Origin of the sequence: Acinetobacter sp. YH12249 (assembly GCF_013417475.1) — a bacterium.
Lineage (GTDB): Bacteria > Pseudomonadota > Gammaproteobacteria > Pseudomonadales > Moraxellaceae > Acinetobacter.
On the sequence record NZ_VPDX01000010.1, the window covers coordinates 1 to 15,287 of the forward strand.

Here is a 15,287-nt window from a genome sequence, read left to right on the forward strand (position 1 = left end):
AAGCACGTAGTGTTCATGGATTTCTAGGAGGGATTTACGCGTCCTTGTGTGCATATCAACTGATCCATAAAAATAAGCCAACAATTCAAATTATGAAGTCATCGGCTTAAGCAGGATTCGGGTTAAAAAAGAGATTCTTTAATTCAAAAAAAATAGCATCTCGAAAGATGCTATTACTGATATTTAAAAGAAAGTTAAGGTTGCAGTCCAGCCGGATGCCGATACCAGCTTTCAATCAAGAGGGCAGCAGCAATACTATCCGCAGACAATTTTTTGCCACGACCTTGTGCCTGATAATGATCTAGTTCATCCCGTGCTTCACGAGTGGTCAGGCGTTCATCCACCATCAAGGTTTCAATATTGGTCTGATGACGTAAACGGCGGGCAAATTTACGTGCCCGTGTCGACAGTTCAGATTCACTATCATCCATATTCAGTGGCAGTCCCACTAAAAATAAGCCTGGCTGATGGCTTTTTACGATTTTCAGTAACTCATCCCAGTTCGGGATCCCATCTTTCATGGGGAATAAAGGGAGGGGATTGGCACTTTCAATCAGGGATTGGCCGACTGCCATTCCCATTTTCTGTGTACCAAAATCAAACGCCATAATAGTGTTTGGCGCGTTTACATCAGGCATGTCCAATCTCGGAAGATAACCAGGTTCGGTCTACGCCCATTTTTTTATAGGCAGCATCCCAGCGGTCGTTATAAGGTAAGTTAAAAATCAGGTCCATATCGGATTCACAGATTAGCCAGTCACCCCGGGCAATCTCTTCTTCAAGCTGATGTTTGCCCCAGCTCGCATAACCCAATGCGATCTGATAGCGGCCTACACCTTCATTATGCGCAATCGCATCCAGAATATCTTTAGATGTGGTAATACAAACATTTTCACCCACAGCAATAGAGGAATGCCAGGTCGGCTGACCGGTATGCAGAACAAAACCAGCCTCAGGTCGCAAAGGTCCACCTTGCAACACTTCATGGGGATTGACATTATCCGCCTCAATATCCAGATCATTCAGCAATTCTTTAATTTGAATACCAGCAGGGCGGTTAATAATGATCCCTTGAGCACCATCTTCATCATGACGGGCCAAATAAATGACCGTATGCGCAAAAAAATCGTCACTTGCATGGGGTGGCGCAATCAGACAACGATGAGTCAGATATTGTTTAGTCACCTGAGCGGCTCTCCAAAAGTCTATATCGTTTGTGATCGTGGTAGATGATTTATCAGGGCAAAAGACTGGATTTTCAATTTGCAAATTGTCTATTCCTTTATTTACTTATCCCACAAAAATGTATCACTGACAACTTAGCTTTGTAGATACTGGGTATAAAAAAACTACAAATAGGTATTTTTTTTATTTTTTCAATAAATCAATAAAATTAGTTTTATTTTATTGAATGGTAAATTCTCGGGCTTATTTATTATCGACTAAGAATATAAAATAAATTTAAGAAGGAATAAGTTTATATATTTTTAATTGTTTAATAATCAAACTAAATAATTAAATAACCCGAATCCTGCTTAAGCCGATGACTTCATAATTTGAATTGTTGGCTTATTTTTATGGATCAGTTGATATGCACACAATGTAAAGCGTGTAGAGCTAATTGATGTCTATTAATCAGATGAATCATCCGTTGGTAACAGGGTAAGCTTTTAAATAAATGATTTTTATCCTGTTTCAACCATGTGAAAAATGCTTTGAAATTAGTGAAATGAGAACATTTATACCAGATCGCGATAAAAGTGATTTCTGAGATACTCAAGTGAGCGGTTCGGACTCTGGAGAAACGACGACTTTGTTTAAGGAAATTCCAGTAGGTTGCTTCAAATTTAAGAAAGAAATCATCAATTACGCAAAATAATTCGGTACTATTAAACATCGGGACTAGAGTTTTAAGTTTTGTGTGGTAACTCAACTGATGGCTCTAGTCCTCTTATTTTTTAAGTCAATTTTTTATCCGCGATTCGAGTTAAATAGAAGAAAATATTAAATTTTATATTTAAAGCGGAGTGCTTTATTTTTTATAAGTTGTTTTAAACTAAAAGCTGTTCATAAAAAAATCCCTGCAATAGTCAGGGATTTTTATTAAGCATGATTTATGCTTGCTGAAACTTTAACTGTCTTAACTGACGTGCATGCTGCAAGGTGGTTTCATTAATTTCCACGCCACCCGTCATACGTGCAAGTTCCTGTACAATTTCACTTTCTTCCAAATTAATAATGGTACTGCTGGCCGGATCAGTCTGGCGTTTTTTCACTAATAAATGCTGGTCGGACTGTGCAGCCACCTGCGCCTGATGGGTAATACAAAGAATTTGTACATGCTGTGCCAGATCAGCCAATAAGCGACCCACGATTTCCGCAGTTCCGCCACTGATCCCGACGTCGATTTCATCAAAGACCAATACTTCAGCTTCGGTTTTTTCTGCATTCATCACCTGCATCACCAAGGCGATACGGGATAATTCACCGCCTGAAGCCACGCGTGCCAGAGGTTGTGCTGGTATGCCCTTGTTGGCAGTAAACAGAAGCTGAATAAAACTCAAACCTTCACTTGATGGATGTTCCAAAGGCTCAAATTTAAATTCAAAATGCGCTTCAGGTAGGGCAAGCTGTTTCACCTGTTCGGTCAGTTTTTTCGCCAGCGGTTCGGCTGCATCACGGCGAATCTGGTCCAGATGTTGAGCTTTGCTTAGAAACTCCTGATAAGAGACCTCGACCTGTTCAGCCAGAGTTTCTGGGTCTTCCAGCTGATGCAATTGTTCAAGTTCAGTCTGCCAGGCCTCATATTCTTCTTTCAGCAATTCTGGCTGGGTGCGGTATTTGCGTGCTAAACGGTGAAACACTTCCAGTTTGGAATTCAGTTCTTCCATACGTTCCGGATCAAAGCTTTGCCGATCCATAAACTGGCGTAAGGTCGCCGTCGCATCTTCGAGTTCGCTTTGGGCATTCAGTAAAGAGGTATAAATCTGGGAAAGCTGCTCGCTACGACCGGCATGCGATTCCATACGGCGTAAAATTGAAGCCAGTTCCTGCGAAATATTCTGTTCACCTTCATCCAGGCCATTCAGGCTATAGACACAATCCTGCATGATGGCTTCATGATGTGAAAGGCGGTCAAATTCCTGCTCAATTTCCTGATAATCCGTTTGGACGACTTCTTCCAGTTCTTCAAGTTGCAGCTCCAGAGTTTCCATACGTTGCTTACGAGTTGCTTGTGCATCCAGCGCGGCCTGATGTTGGCGAATATTTTTATGCCAAGTGCTATAAGCATCACGTACTTCCTGAGCTGGTGCATAAAAATTGCTATAACGATCTAGCCAGTGTTTGGGATAAGGCGGTTCTAGAAGTTGTTGCTGACTATGCTGGCTATACAGCTGAACCAGTAAGCGACCAATTTCTTTAAGTTCTGACAGGCTGCTTGGGCGGCCATTGATCCAGGCCTTACTGCGGCCAGTGGCAAAGATCACCCGGCGTAAATGAATCTCCCCCGACTCATCATCCAGTTCATGCTCTTTTAACCAGCTCGCTTCAGGGCTGTCTTCCTGATAACTAAAGGTTGCTGTTACATCCGCTTTTTCGGTGCCATAACGCACATAATTGGTATCGGTTCGCTCCCCCAGACAGGCAGACAGAGCATCCAGTAACAGGGATTTACCTGCACCGGTTTCACCAGTAAGAACGTTAAAACCTTTATCAATATCAATAGCAAGATGCTCGGCCAAAGCAAAATTGATCAGAGTTAAATGTGTCAGCATAAACGCATCCGGGCTGCGAAAAGTTTGAATGAAATAGCATGTCAGTTGCTTCAGTCTAGCAACGCGGCTGTTATTATAAATCAGGATAAATCGATTTCATTCTATCTTAAATTTCATGGATTAATACACGCTTATTTGAATGTTGTGTCACAAGAACCAAGATTAGGCCACTGAAGTTACAAAAGATATTTTCATTTTTCTGACATGCTTGAAATTTAAATTAAATCAGGTCGGAATATATTTTGCTTATAAATGGCGAGAAAAATCACGGCATTTTCCAGGATCTGCCGAAATCACTCAAACAGGCTGGAATCAAGGCAAGCAGGGGCACCCAATAATTTCATTCAAGTCCGATAAACTTCGATTGATTAGTTGCGGGTGCACATTTAAACTACAGCAATCAAAATATTACAAAATGCTTTATCTGGAGAAATGGCATGTCAGCTCAGTTTGATCATGTATCAGTACTTAAAAAATCGAATGTGTATTTTGGCGGGTTATGCATCAGCCATGTGGTGCAATTTGAAGATGGCACTAAAAAAACCTTAGGGGTAATTTTACCTTCAGAAAATGCATTAACTTTTGAAACACATGTGCCTGAGCGTATGGAAATCATCTCAGGTGAATGCCGTGTACAAATCGCTGACAGTGAAGAGAAAGAACTGTTCCGTGCGGGTCAGTCGTTCTATGTGCCAGGCAATAGCCGTTTCAAAATCGAAACTGATGACGTGCTGGACTATGTTTGCCATTTTGAAGGCTAAACAGACCTACAGATGAGCTGTAACCGATCAAGAAATTTTGTTCTGAATCGGTTAAACTAAGCTTGATACAGAATCCTGTGAAGTTGGCTTTGCAGGATTTTTCTTTTGCTGCCTATTTCCTAATTTATTTTCGAGGTCGTTCATGGCTAAACCTGAGTATTATTATGGCGTCCATTCAGTAGAATCACTGCTGGAGCTTGAGCCTGAACGTGTCTTGACTCTTTTTACCCTGAAAGGCCGTGATGATCAGCGCCTGAAACGTGTGCTGGAGTTGGCTGAACCTTTCGGCATTAGTGTCCAGCAGGCTAGTCGTGACAAGTTAGAAAAACTGGCTGGTTTGCCTTTTCACCAAGGCGTTGTGGCGGCAGTTCGTCCGCATCCAACCTTAAATGAAAAGGATCTGGAAGATCTATTGAAGCAAGATTCTCAAGTACTTCTATTAGCGCTCGATCAGGTAACTGATCCGCATAACCTGGGTGCTTGTATTCGTACTGCCGCAGCGATGGGTGTAGCGGCTGTGATTGTGCCGCGTGACCGTTCAGCAAGCCTGACACCGACTGCACGTAAAGTAGCAGCGGGTGGTGCAGAAAAAGTGAAGTTTATTCAGGTGACCAATCTGGCGCGTACTTTGGGGCAAATCAAAGATGAATTTAATGTACGTGTGGTTGGTACCATGCTGGATGAGAAAGCTTTACCTATCCAGAAATTTGATTTTACTGGTACAGGTGTATGCGTGGTGATGGGTGCGGAAGATACCGGTTTACGACCAATTACCCAAAGCCAATGTGATCAGACGGTTTATATTCCGATGGCAGGCAATCTGCAAAGTCTGAATGTGAGTGTGGCAACAGGGATGGCTCTTTATGAAGCCTGTCGTCAGCGTCAAGCCTAAGTCCTTTTTATTATTTACCTAAATACTGTTAAAGAAGAAGTCTATGTCTCCCCGAACGCAAGGTTATGCCTTTGTCTTAATTACCATGTGTATTTGGGGAGGTTTTACCTTAAGCACGCGCTTAAGTGCCCAGTGGGGGATTAGTGCCTGGGATCTGGTTGGATTACGTTTTCTATTGGCTTTTCTGATTCTGATGCCAGTCCTGATTTATAAAAAGGACACAGCCTTTTTGTGGAGTAAGGAATCCTTTCTCTTAGCCATGATTGGCGGGGTGGGGTATTGCCTGACTGCCTATACGGCTTTCCATTATGCACCTGCAGCTCATGCCGCCGTATTTCTGAATGGTTGTATTCCACTTTGTACCGCAGTGGCTGCTTTTGTATTATTTAAACAGGGATTTGACCGACATACCTGGATCAGTATGGCGATTATGCTACTTGCGATTGGCAGTATGAGCTGGCTAATGTTCCGGGAGTCCGGTGTGGCCTTGGGACTAGGCGATCTGCTGTTTTTCATCAGTGCGATGTGGTGGGGGGTGTTTACTGTACTGCTACGTCAATGGAAACTCTCTGCCTGGCATTCTATGGCCAGTGTGGCGATCTGGTCAGCCATCGTTTATGTGCCAATTTATCTAATATTCTTCCCCAAACATCTGGATGCTGCTGAACCCTGGCAAATGGCTTCTCAAGTGCTCTTTCACGGTATTTTTGTGGTGATTGTAGCGACACTAACTTATGTGGAAGCAATTAAACGTTTAGGTGCTTTTAAAGCGGGCAGTATTGTGACTCTCGCACCATTTATTGCTGCCATACTGGCTGTGCCGCTTCTAGATGAACCTCTAAGTCTCGCGATTGTCTCTGGCTTAGTGGGTATGGCAATCGGTGCCATACAGCCTTGGCGCTGGCTGATGCATCAAGACAGTCTCAGCCAAAAACTGGAACAACAAAAAAAGCAGTCCTAACAGGGCTGCTTTTTATTTTAACTCTGACTGAGTTCGGGTTAATGATTTTGAGCAGTCATCTGAAGATACTTTTCATGTAAAGGCGTGAGATGGGCATAAAGATGTTCCAGTTCACCATCATTCAGTACAATATCATCAGCCATAGCGCGTTTTTGTTCACGCGGCATTTGTGCGGCAATGATCTTCTGAATTTGCTCTACATTTTGCCCATCGCGCTGCGAAGCTCGTTGAATTTGCAGTTCAATAGCAGCATCAATTAATAACGTATGTTGTGTCAGTTCATGCTGATTGGTTTCAAACAATAAAGGAGAAACTAAAATCGCATAAGGACTTTGCGCTGCATGCAACTGTTGAATAATTGAAGTGCGAATAGCAGGGTGGGTGATATTTTCCAGCGTTTTTCGTGCTTCTGGAGACTGGAAAATATGTTCGCGCAAAACACGGCGATTCAATGAACCATCCTTGAGTAAAACCCAATCGCCGAAAGCTTGCTGAATCTGCTGTAGGGCTGGTTGACCGATATCAACGACTTCACGGGCGACAATATCCGCATCTACGACAGCAATCCCTTGAGCTTCAAACCATTGGCTGGCAGCAGACTTGCCACTACCAATTCCACCAGTTAAACCGAGTACAAATTTCACTTTACTGACCTAAATAGATTTTCATGATCTGCTCACCCCATAAAAAGGCAATCCAGCCGGCAATGGCAATATAAGGGCCAAAGGCAAAGGGCTGATTTTCTTTACGGACTTTAAGCAGGATAATCCCAATAATCGCGCCCACCAATGATGACAATAATACAATGAGTGGTAGGAGCATAGGCCCCATCCAGGCACCTAAGGCAGCTAGTAATTTGAAATCTCCATAGCCCATACCTTCCTTGCCGGTCACCAGCTTAAACAGATAGTACACCACCCACAAGCATAAGAAGCCAATGATATAGCCCCAGATGGCAGAATCAGGGGTAGTATAAATCGCATAACTATTAATGCCCAGGCCGAGTGCAGCCAGCGGCAGGGTATAGCGATCGGGTAATAACTGGGTATCGAAATCAATAAAGGTGAGGGCAATCAGGACATAGGTAAAAACCAGACCAAACAGCATCTGTATGGTAGGCCCAAATACTGCCACCACTATCAGTGCACAAGCAGCTGTCAAAAGCTCAATAAATGGATAGCGGATACTGATAGGATTTTGACAGTTACCACATTTACCACGTAATAAGATCCAGCTAATCACCGGAATATTCTGATACCAGCGAATAGGAGTCTGACATTTCGGGCAGGTTGAAGCTGGTTTGCTTAAAGTAATTTTGCTTTCATCAATAATGGGCTGATCTGGATGCAAGAACAGCTGGCAATCTGTACGCCATTCCTGTTCCATCATTTTAGGGGTACGGTAAATGACAACGTTTAAAAAGCTACCAATACAGAGACTAAAAAGCCCAACTGCGAGATAAAGCGCAGTTGGGTTTTGACTGAAATATAAAATAAAATCTTGCATTAAACCACGGAACCCATTTGGAAAATTGGAAGGTACATTGCGATAACAAGGCCACCAACAAGGACACCAAGAATTGCCATAATCAAGGGCTCCATCATGGAAGTTAAACCATCAACCGCATTGTCGACTTCATTTTCATAATGGGTTGCGACTTTATCCAGCATGGCATCCAATGCACCTGATTCTTCACCAATTGCAACCATTTGTACGGCCATAGAGGGGAATTTATCGGTGACACGCATGGCAAATTGAAGCTGTTGACCTGTCGCAACATCTTCCTTGATTTTTAATACCGCCTCCTCATAGACCACGTTATTGGTTGCACCAGCAGTCGATTCAAGCGCATCAATTAATGGCACACCGGCAGCAAAAGTGGTGGCGAGAGTGCGGCTATAACGGGCAATGATCGCTTTATAGACCAGATCACCAAAGATGGGTGCTTTGAGCGCGGCCTTATCCAGTAAATCACGGAATTTTTTGCTACGCTTTTTCGCTTCAAGGAAAGCAGTAATCACTACGCCAATTCCAATAATCAAAAGGAACCAATATTTTTGCATCCATTCGGACATATTGACTACCATTTTAGTAAATGCAGGTAAGTCTGCACCGAATGAAGAGAATAAGTCCTGGAATACAGGAACTACTTTCACCATCAGGATAATTGTGACGATCACAGCTACTACAATTACTGTAGCTGGGTATTTCATGGCTTTTTTAATTTTTTGCTTTAACAGCTCACTTTTTTCTTTATAAATCGCGACACGATCCAGCATGGTTTCCAGAGCACCAGATTGCTCGCCAGATTCGACCAAAGAGCAGAATAGATTATCGAAATATTGTGGGTATTTTCGTAATGCTCCCGCAAAAGTATTTCCCCCTTCAACTTCGCCTTTAATTCCAAGCACAACCTCGCGCATAGATGGATTTTCTAAACCTTCTGCAACAATTTCAAAGCCTTGTACTAAAGGCACCCCGGCTTTCATCATAGTGGCGAGCTGACGGGTGAAGATGGTGATATCCAGTGTGGAAACTTTTTTCTTCATTAAACCTTCGAGAATATTTTTTTTCTTTTCCCGGATGGTTTTGATCGTAATGCCTTGTTTGCGCAAGTTCACTTTTGCCAAGGCCATATTTCGTGCCGGCAATTCCCCCTTGATCTTTGCGCCTTTGCGGTCAACCCCTTCATAACTGAAGATCGGTGTCATCTGGCCTTTTTTTACTGCTGCCATAGCTTTATCCTTATTTTATATTCAGCACGATCATTCGCTGGTTACACGATTGACTTCCTGTAAAGAAGTCACCCCCTGCATAACCTTCACTAACCCTGATCGGCGTAAATTGTTAAATCCTGCACGTGCGGAAGCTTCAGCAATTTCAATGGCATTGCCATCTTCCATAATAATTCTTGAAATCTCAGGTGTGACTTTCATAACTTCATAAATACCGACCCGGCCCTTATAACCTTCACGACATTCATTACAGCCGACTGGCTCATAAATCTGAAATTCAGGGCTTTGTAAATCTGCTTCGGTAAAGCCCATCTCCAGTAAGCTTTGCTTTGGAATGTCAGCTGTTTTTTTACATTGTGAACACAAGCGACGGGCCAGACGCTGCGCAATCACTAGATTGACCGAGGTCGCGATATTGAAAGAAGGGACGCCCATATTACGTAAACGGGTCAAGGTTTCTGGAGCACTGTTGGTGTGCAGAGTTGACATCACCATATGACCTGTTTGCGCTGCCTTGATTGCAATTTCAGCTGTTTCCAGATCACGGATCTCACCGACCATGACAATATCAGGATCCTGACGCAGAAAGGATTTTAAAGCAGCTGCAAACGTTAGGCCTACTTTAGGGTTGACGTTCACCTGATTAATCCCTTGCAGGTTAATCTCGACTGGGTCTTCCGCAGTAGAAATATTGGTATCTTCACGATTTAAGATGTTTAAGCCCGTATAAAGGGATACGGTTTTACCGGAACCAGTAGGACCGGTAATCAGTAACATCCCTTGCGGTTTATCTAAGGCTTCCATAAATAGTTCCTTCTGCTCAGGTTCATAACCTAAAGCATCAATTCCCAGCATGGCACTGGACGGATCTAGAATACGTAGAACCAGTTTTTCGCCAAACAGGGTAGGGAGCGAGTTAACACGGAAGTCGATGGCTTTGTTTTTTGAGAGCTTTAATTTAATACGGCCGTCTTGAGGCACGCGTTTCTCAGAAATGTCCATCTGCGACATGACTTTCAAACGCGACGCCAAACGGTTTGCCAGTTGTAGGGGCGGGGTTGCAATCTGACGTAAAACCCCATCGACACGATAGCGCACCCGATACATTTTTTCATAAGGTTCAAAATGTAGATCCGAAGCGCCCATACGAATAGCATCAATCAGTAACTTATTAATATATTTAACAATAGGGGCTTCTTCACCCTTGTCTTTTTCGTCTTCTTCTTGAGTCGGATCGGCTGTATCGACATTTACATCCAGATCGAAATCATCATCAAAATCAAAAGTACTTTCTTCAGTAAAGTTTTGCTCAATCAGTTTTTCGAGTTTATTGTGTTCAACAATAACAGTTTCAATATTCAGTTTGGTTGCAAAGCGGATGGCATCCGTTGCTTCGATATTGGTCGGATTGCTCGTGGCGACATAAAGAATATTGGCGTTTTTATAAATTGGCAGAATACGATGCTTGGTAATCAGCTTTTCATCAATATCTTCACGCAGGATTTGTCCCGGATCATAAGCACCAATATCAAATAGAGGCTCACCAAATTCTACTGAGATCGTTTCAGCAATGGTAGTAGGGGAAAGATTATGATGACTGACCAAATAGGCCACGATATCTGTTTTTTCCTGTTTGGCATTGGCTAAAGCAGTCCGCATATCTTCAGCTGATAATACCCCTTCATCGACCAGGCGACGAATAAACCCCGTAAATCTTGGTGACCCCTGCAATGCTGTCATGCTTCAAATGCCTATCAATTCAATTTTTTTAATTTGCTATTCTAAAATTATACGTTTGTTATACAAAAATACCATAGCTGAGAATGCTGCAATCTTCGTGATATTCAGTAAAAGCTTGAACTGGTCGGAAGAACCGGGCATTTTTTTCAGTGATAACAAAAAATAACCATTTTGAATAGTCTAAACTGAGAAATAGGATGAATAAAACTATTCTTTAAATTTTACAATTCCGTGTAGAATGTGCCCAATTCAAGATATGTCAGTGAAATAGGTTATTTATGTCGGTTTCGACGATTACCCCTTGGGTGGTGGGCAACTGGAAAATGAATCCAATGCAGGCAGATGCCCAAGCTTTGGTTCAGAATTTAAAAGACTTGCTTGAGTCTGCACCAGTTTCAACAGAGAAATGTCATTTGGGTGTGGCGCCGACAACCCTTGCCTTAACTCAAATTCAAACTGCATTTGCTTCTGCTAATCGCCCTGTATATACCGTAGCACAAGATGTATCACGTATTGCAGGGACAGGCGCTTATACCGGGGAAGTGAGTGCTGAATTATTGGCTGATAGCCAGATTCACTATGTATTGATTGGGCACTCTGAACGTCGTGAAATTTTTGCTGAAAGTTCACAGATTTTAAATACTAAAATCAAGAATGCCTTAAATGCCGGTTTAACCGTAATTTACTGTGTGGGCGAAAGTCTGGAACAGCGTGAAGCAGGGCAGGCAGAAGCGGTGGTTCTCCAACAGATTTGCGATATCGCGACTGTGGTAGAAGATGAACAGTGGAAAAATATTGTGATTGCTTATGAGCCAATCTGGGCCATTGGTACCGGTAAAACAGCTTCTCCAGAAGATGCGCAGGCCATGCATGCCCAGATCCGTCAGGGTTTGAGCCAGATTACAGGTTATGCTGCGACTATGGCGATTTTATATGGTGGTAGTGTAAAACCGGAAAATGCAGTAGAGTTAGCAGCCTGCCCTGACATTAACGGGGCATTGGTGGGTGGTGCATCACTCAATGCTGAGTCGTTCCATCAAATTGCTCAAGCATTTGCAAATACACAATAATTAGGAGTTCAGCATGCAAACTTTTGTGCTGGTAGTACATATTATCTTAGCGATTTTGATGATTGTCTTGATTTTAGTTCAGCATGGTAAAGGTGCGGATGCAGGTGCATCATTTGGCGGCGGCGGTGCGGCAACGATCTTTGGTGCCTCAGGTTCGGGTAATTTCATGACCCGTTTGACGGCAGTTTTTACCGCATTGTTCTTTGTGACCAGTATTACTTTGGCGATTCTTGCCAAGAAACAAACCACGAATGCGTACAGTTTATCGTCAATTCAATCAGCACCAACTGCGCCTGCGCAACCGGTTGAAACTTCACCAACTGCACCACAAACGACCGAATAATTTTAATTAAACCTTTCTTTTTTTCAGTGATGCGACTAGAATGCGTCACAGCTGCGGTGGTGGTGGAATTGGTAGACACGCTACCTTGAGGTGGTAGTGCTTTCGGGCGTGGGGGTTCAAGTCCCCCCTTCCGCACCAACTTATAATCCAGAATATAAGTTGGTGTATGCAGCTAAAAAAACTTCTGTTGATGCGGGATGGAGCAGTCTGGTAGCTCGTCGGGCTCATAACCCGAAGGTCGTTGGTTCAAATCCAGCTCCCGCTACCAATCAATCCTTTTTTAAAGACGCAAACTTTTAAAAGGCAGCTTAAATCTGATTTAAGTTGAGAAGAATTATTTGCATGTTGTTGCGGGGTGGAGCAGTCTGGTAGCTCGTCGGGCTCATAACCCGAAGGTCGTTGGTTCAAATCCAGCCCCCGCTACCAATCCTTTAAAGCTGCAAACTTTAAAGGCAGTTTAGTGTAAAATATTAAGCTGAATGTTATTTGTATGCTGATGCGGGATGGAGCAGTCTGGTAGCTCGTCGGGCTCATAACCCGAAGGTCGTTGGTTCAAATCCAGCTCCCGCTACCAATTTTTCAGTAACAGATAACAAATATGCAGAATGATGTGGTTGTGATTGAAAAGTTCGCATCTTTTGTATATAATTTTTGCACGTTGATGCGGGATGGAGCAGTCTGGTAGCTCGTCGGGCTCATAACCCGAAGGTCGTTGGTTCAAATCCAGCTCCCGCTACCAAGTTTCTTAAAAGAGGCTCACAACTATGGTGGGCCTTTTTGCACAGTGGGATTTGAAAAAAGTTCAAATTGTGCATTAATTGGGGCGATTTACGCCCTTTTTTATTGGCTATCGTGTAGTGTCGACAATATTTGGTCAAATCTCCATGTTTCACTACTACTATAGTTTGTATTGGTTTGTAGTGGTCAAATAGATCATAAAATCGCACCAGATGACGAGAGTAAATGAAGCTATCAAATAAAACTCAAGCACTTCAGGACTTGATTGCACCAGCAGTTGAAGCCTGTGATGTAAATCTGTGGGGGATTGAATTCCTGCCACAAGGCAAACGTTCATTATTACGGATCTATATCGACAAACCGGTCGATGAAAATGCAGCACCTGTTGTCAATGAAGATGGCGAAGAAGAGCAGGGTCGTGGTATTGGGGTTCAGGACTGTGTACGTGTCACACAGCAAGTCGGCGCGATCCTGGATGTACATGATCCAATCTCAGGTGAATATTCGCTTGAAGTGTCTTCACCAGGTTGGGATCGTCCATTCTTCCAGCTGGAGCAGATGGCTCATTATATCGGACAAACGGTTGCGCTGCGTTTGATCAGTGCCGTCGATAACCGTCGTAAATTCCAGGCAAAACTGGTTGCAGTCGACCTTGAAAATGAAATGATTCAAGTTGAAGTAGAAAAGCAACAGATTTTGGATATCGACAGTCACAATATCGATAAAGCAAACTTGGTCTATCAAGATTAATTCAATTAATAAGAATCTGAACGAATAGGTGACTTATGGCACGTGAAATTCTTACCGTCGTTGAAACGGTTAGTAACGAAAAAGGTGTAAGTCGTGAAGCAATTTTTGAAGCGCTAGAACAAGCTTTGGTTGCAGCGACTAAGAAGAAATTCTACGAGGGGACTCACTCGGAAGAAGCTCGTCTTCGTGTAGAAATTGACCGTAAAACTGGTGATTATCGTACTTTCCGTCAATGGGAAGTAGTGGCTGATGAAGATCATGAAATGCCTGCCTGTCAGGATGCGATCTCTGATGTTGATCCGGCACAATGGTCGATTGGCGATATCCGTGAACTGGAAGTAGAATCAATCGATTTCGGTCGTATTGCTGCCCAGATCGCAAAACAGGTAATTGTACAGAAGATCCGTGAAGCAGAACGTGCACTGGTTGCCGATGCTTATGAATCTAAAGTCGGTGAGCTGATCTACGGTGAAGTGAAAAAACAAACCAAAGATGGTTTTATCATTGACTTGGGTGACAACGCAGAAGCGTATCTAGCACGCGAAGAGATGATTCCGAAGGAAATCCTTCGTCCGAAACAACGCGTAAATGCGATTCTATATAGCGTTAACCGTGAAGGCCGTGGTGCACAATTGTTGTTGTCACGTGCTAAACCGGAAATGCTGATTGCATTGATGAAAAAAGAAATTCCTGAAATTTCTGAAGAAATCATTGAAATTAAGGCCGCAGCTCGTCAACCGGGTGTTCGTGCTAAAATTGCAGTGAAAACCAACGACCACCGTATTGACCCGGTGGGTGCTTGTATTGGTATGCGTGGTACACGTATCCAGGCTGTACAGCAAGAGCTCAATGGCGAGCGTATTGATGTGGTGGTTTGGTCGGATGATCCTGCGCAATATATCGCAAGTGCATTAGAACCAGCAGATGTATCTAGTATTGTCATCGATGAAGATGCACGTACTGCAGACATCATTTTCGCGACTAGTGATCAGCTAGCTCGCGCAATTGGTTCACAAGGTCAAAACGTTCGTCTGGCATCTGAACTGACTGGCTATAAGCTGGACATGATGCTGGAAGAAGAGTACTACGCACGTCAGCAAAGCGAAGCACAAAAATATCTGGACATGTTTGTTACACGTCTGGATATTGCTGAAGATTTGGCGATGGCGTTAGTAGAAATGGGCTTCACCTCGCTTGAAGAAATTGCTTACGTACCGCCAGAAACGTTTGATGAAATCGAACTGGATGCGGAACTGGTTGAACTACTGCAAAGCCGTGCGAAAGAAATTGCACTTGCTGATGCATTACAACAGCAAGAAAACGTACAAGCGCCAAGTGAAGAACTTGTTGCAATGGAAGGCATGACAGCAGAGATCGCGCAAGCTCTCGCAGCTCGTGGTGTGGTAACCGTAGATGACTTAGCTGACCAAGCGACTGATGATATCGAAGATATCGAAGGTCTCGGTGCTGAGAAAGCCGGTCAACTTATTATGAAAGCGCGCGAATCATGGTTTAACTAGG

The 15,287-nt window shown here is 43.3% G+C and carries 14 protein-coding genes, 5 tRNA genes and 2 pseudogenes; 13 read left to right on the plus strand and 8 right to left on the minus strand.

Translation table 11 applies throughout. The features are described 5' to 3' along the window. A pseudogene (locus FTV25_RS07410) lies at nucleotides 1-110 on the plus strand (IS982 family transposase); the annotation flags it as partial. Between the two features lie 84 nt (nucleotides 111-194). Here FTV25_RS07410 and ruvX read toward each other — a convergent pair. The 4 genes and pseudogenes from ruvX to recN form a co-directional block, all read right to left on the minus strand. After that, entirely contained in the window at nucleotides 195-638 is a 444-nt protein-coding gene (ruvX, locus tag FTV25_RS07415) for a Holliday junction resolvase RuvX (RefSeq protein ID WP_034705889.1), read from the minus strand. After that, complete coding sequence (locus FTV25_RS07420; protein ID WP_004787233.1) at nucleotides 631-1,185, minus strand: YqgE/AlgH family protein; 555 nt, start codon at nucleotides 1,183-1,185, stop codon at nucleotides 631-633. The genes ruvX and FTV25_RS07420 overlap by 8 nt, the downstream gene beginning before the upstream one ends. Nucleotides 1,186-1,600: 415 nt before the next feature. Continuing rightward, nucleotides 1,601-1,897: pseudogene (locus FTV25_RS07425) on the minus strand (IS982 family transposase); the annotation flags it as partial. A gap of 217 nt (nucleotides 1,898-2,114) precedes the next feature. Continuing rightward, a complete protein-coding gene (recN, locus tag FTV25_RS07430; protein WP_180002783.1) occupies nucleotides 2,115-3,776 on the minus strand; it encodes a DNA repair protein RecN in 1,662 nt (553 codons plus the stop codon). Between the two features lie 437 nt (nucleotides 3,777-4,213). On the opposite strand from recN, the gene FTV25_RS07435 reads away from it, so the two are divergent. The 3 genes from FTV25_RS07435 (at nucleotide 4,214) to FTV25_RS07445 (ending at nucleotide 6,390) form a co-directional block, all read left to right on the plus strand. Then, the gene (locus tag FTV25_RS07435; RefSeq protein ID WP_004787221.1) at nucleotides 4,214-4,537 is read left to right on the plus strand and encodes a pyrimidine/purine nucleoside phosphorylase; all 324 of its coding nucleotides are present in this window, start codon (nucleotides 4,214-4,216) and stop codon (nucleotides 4,535-4,537) included. A gap of 142 nt (nucleotides 4,538-4,679) precedes the next feature. After that, nucleotides 4,680-5,429 carry a 23S rRNA (guanosine(2251)-2'-O)-methyltransferase RlmB gene (gene rlmB, locus FTV25_RS07440; RefSeq protein WP_005233526.1) on the plus strand — a complete coding sequence of 250 codons (750 nt, stop codon included), beginning with the start codon at nucleotides 4,680-4,682 and terminating at the stop codon, nucleotides 5,427-5,429. Between the two features lie 43 nt (nucleotides 5,430-5,472). Further along, entirely contained in the window at nucleotides 5,473-6,390 is a 918-nt protein-coding gene (locus tag FTV25_RS07445) for a DMT family transporter (RefSeq protein ID WP_180002781.1), read from the plus strand. A gap of 38 nt (nucleotides 6,391-6,428) precedes the next feature. Here FTV25_RS07445 and coaE read toward each other — a convergent pair whose 3' ends face one another. From coaE to pilB, 4 genes are read right to left on the minus strand one after another with little or no spacing between them, the layout of a single operon-like run. Then, entirely contained in the window at nucleotides 6,429-7,034 is a 606-nt protein-coding gene (gene coaE, locus FTV25_RS07450) for a dephospho-CoA kinase (protein WP_180002779.1), read from the minus strand. Between the two features lies 1 nt (nucleotide 7,035). Then, a complete protein-coding gene (locus FTV25_RS07455; RefSeq protein ID WP_180002777.1) occupies nucleotides 7,036-7,896 on the minus strand; it encodes an A24 family peptidase in 861 nt (286 codons plus the stop codon). Next, the gene (locus FTV25_RS07460; protein ID WP_004787210.1) at nucleotides 7,896-9,125 is read right to left on the minus strand and encodes a type II secretion system F family protein; all 1,230 of its coding nucleotides are present in this window, start codon (nucleotides 9,123-9,125) and stop codon (nucleotides 7,896-7,898) included. Before FTV25_RS07460 ends, FTV25_RS07455 begins: the two co-directional genes overlap by 1 nt. Nucleotides 9,126-9,155: 30 nt before the next feature. Beyond that, nucleotides 9,156-10,865, minus strand: coding sequence for a type IV-A pilus assembly ATPase PilB (gene pilB, locus FTV25_RS07465; RefSeq protein WP_180002775.1), 1,710 nt, complete (start codon nucleotides 10,863-10,865; stop codon nucleotides 9,156-9,158). A 278-nt stretch (nucleotides 10,866-11,143) separates the two neighbouring features. Between pilB and tpiA the strand changes: the two genes are divergently transcribed. The 9 genes from tpiA (at nucleotide 11,144) to nusA (ending at nucleotide 15,286) form a co-directional block, all read left to right on the plus strand. Next, nucleotides 11,144-11,935, plus strand: coding sequence for a triose-phosphate isomerase (gene tpiA / locus FTV25_RS07470; protein WP_159122713.1), 792 nt, complete (start codon nucleotides 11,144-11,146; stop codon nucleotides 11,933-11,935). A gap of 13 nt (nucleotides 11,936-11,948) precedes the next feature. Next, nucleotides 11,949-12,278 (plus strand): preprotein translocase subunit SecG, encoded by a 330-nt coding sequence (gene secG, locus FTV25_RS07475; RefSeq protein ID WP_159122712.1) that lies wholly within the window; start codon nucleotides 11,949-11,951, stop codon nucleotides 12,276-12,278. Between the two features lie 53 nt (nucleotides 12,279-12,331). Next, a tRNA-Leu gene (locus tag FTV25_RS07480) sits at nucleotides 12,332-12,416 on the plus strand. 53 nt (nucleotides 12,417-12,469) lie between these two features. After that, nucleotides 12,470-12,546: transfer RNA gene (locus FTV25_RS07485), tRNA-Met, on the plus strand. An 81-nt stretch (nucleotides 12,547-12,627) separates the two neighbouring features. Then, a tRNA-Met gene (locus tag FTV25_RS07490) sits at nucleotides 12,628-12,704 on the plus strand. Between the two features lie 71 nt (nucleotides 12,705-12,775). Continuing rightward, nucleotides 12,776-12,852 (plus strand) — tRNA-Met (locus FTV25_RS07495). An 88-nt stretch (nucleotides 12,853-12,940) separates the two neighbouring features. Further along, nucleotides 12,941-13,017, plus strand: a tRNA-Met gene (locus tag FTV25_RS07500). 224 nt (nucleotides 13,018-13,241) lie between these two features. Further along, on the plus strand, nucleotides 13,242-13,766 hold the full coding sequence (gene rimP, locus FTV25_RS07505; RefSeq protein WP_179992192.1) for a ribosome maturation factor RimP: 525 nt from the start codon (nucleotides 13,242-13,244) through the stop codon (nucleotides 13,764-13,766). A gap of 35 nt (nucleotides 13,767-13,801) precedes the next feature. After that, nucleotides 13,802-15,286, plus strand: coding sequence for a transcription termination factor NusA (gene nusA, locus FTV25_RS07510; protein WP_004787201.1), 1,485 nt, complete (start codon nucleotides 13,802-13,804; stop codon nucleotides 15,284-15,286). Nucleotide 15,287: the final 1 nt, after the last annotated feature.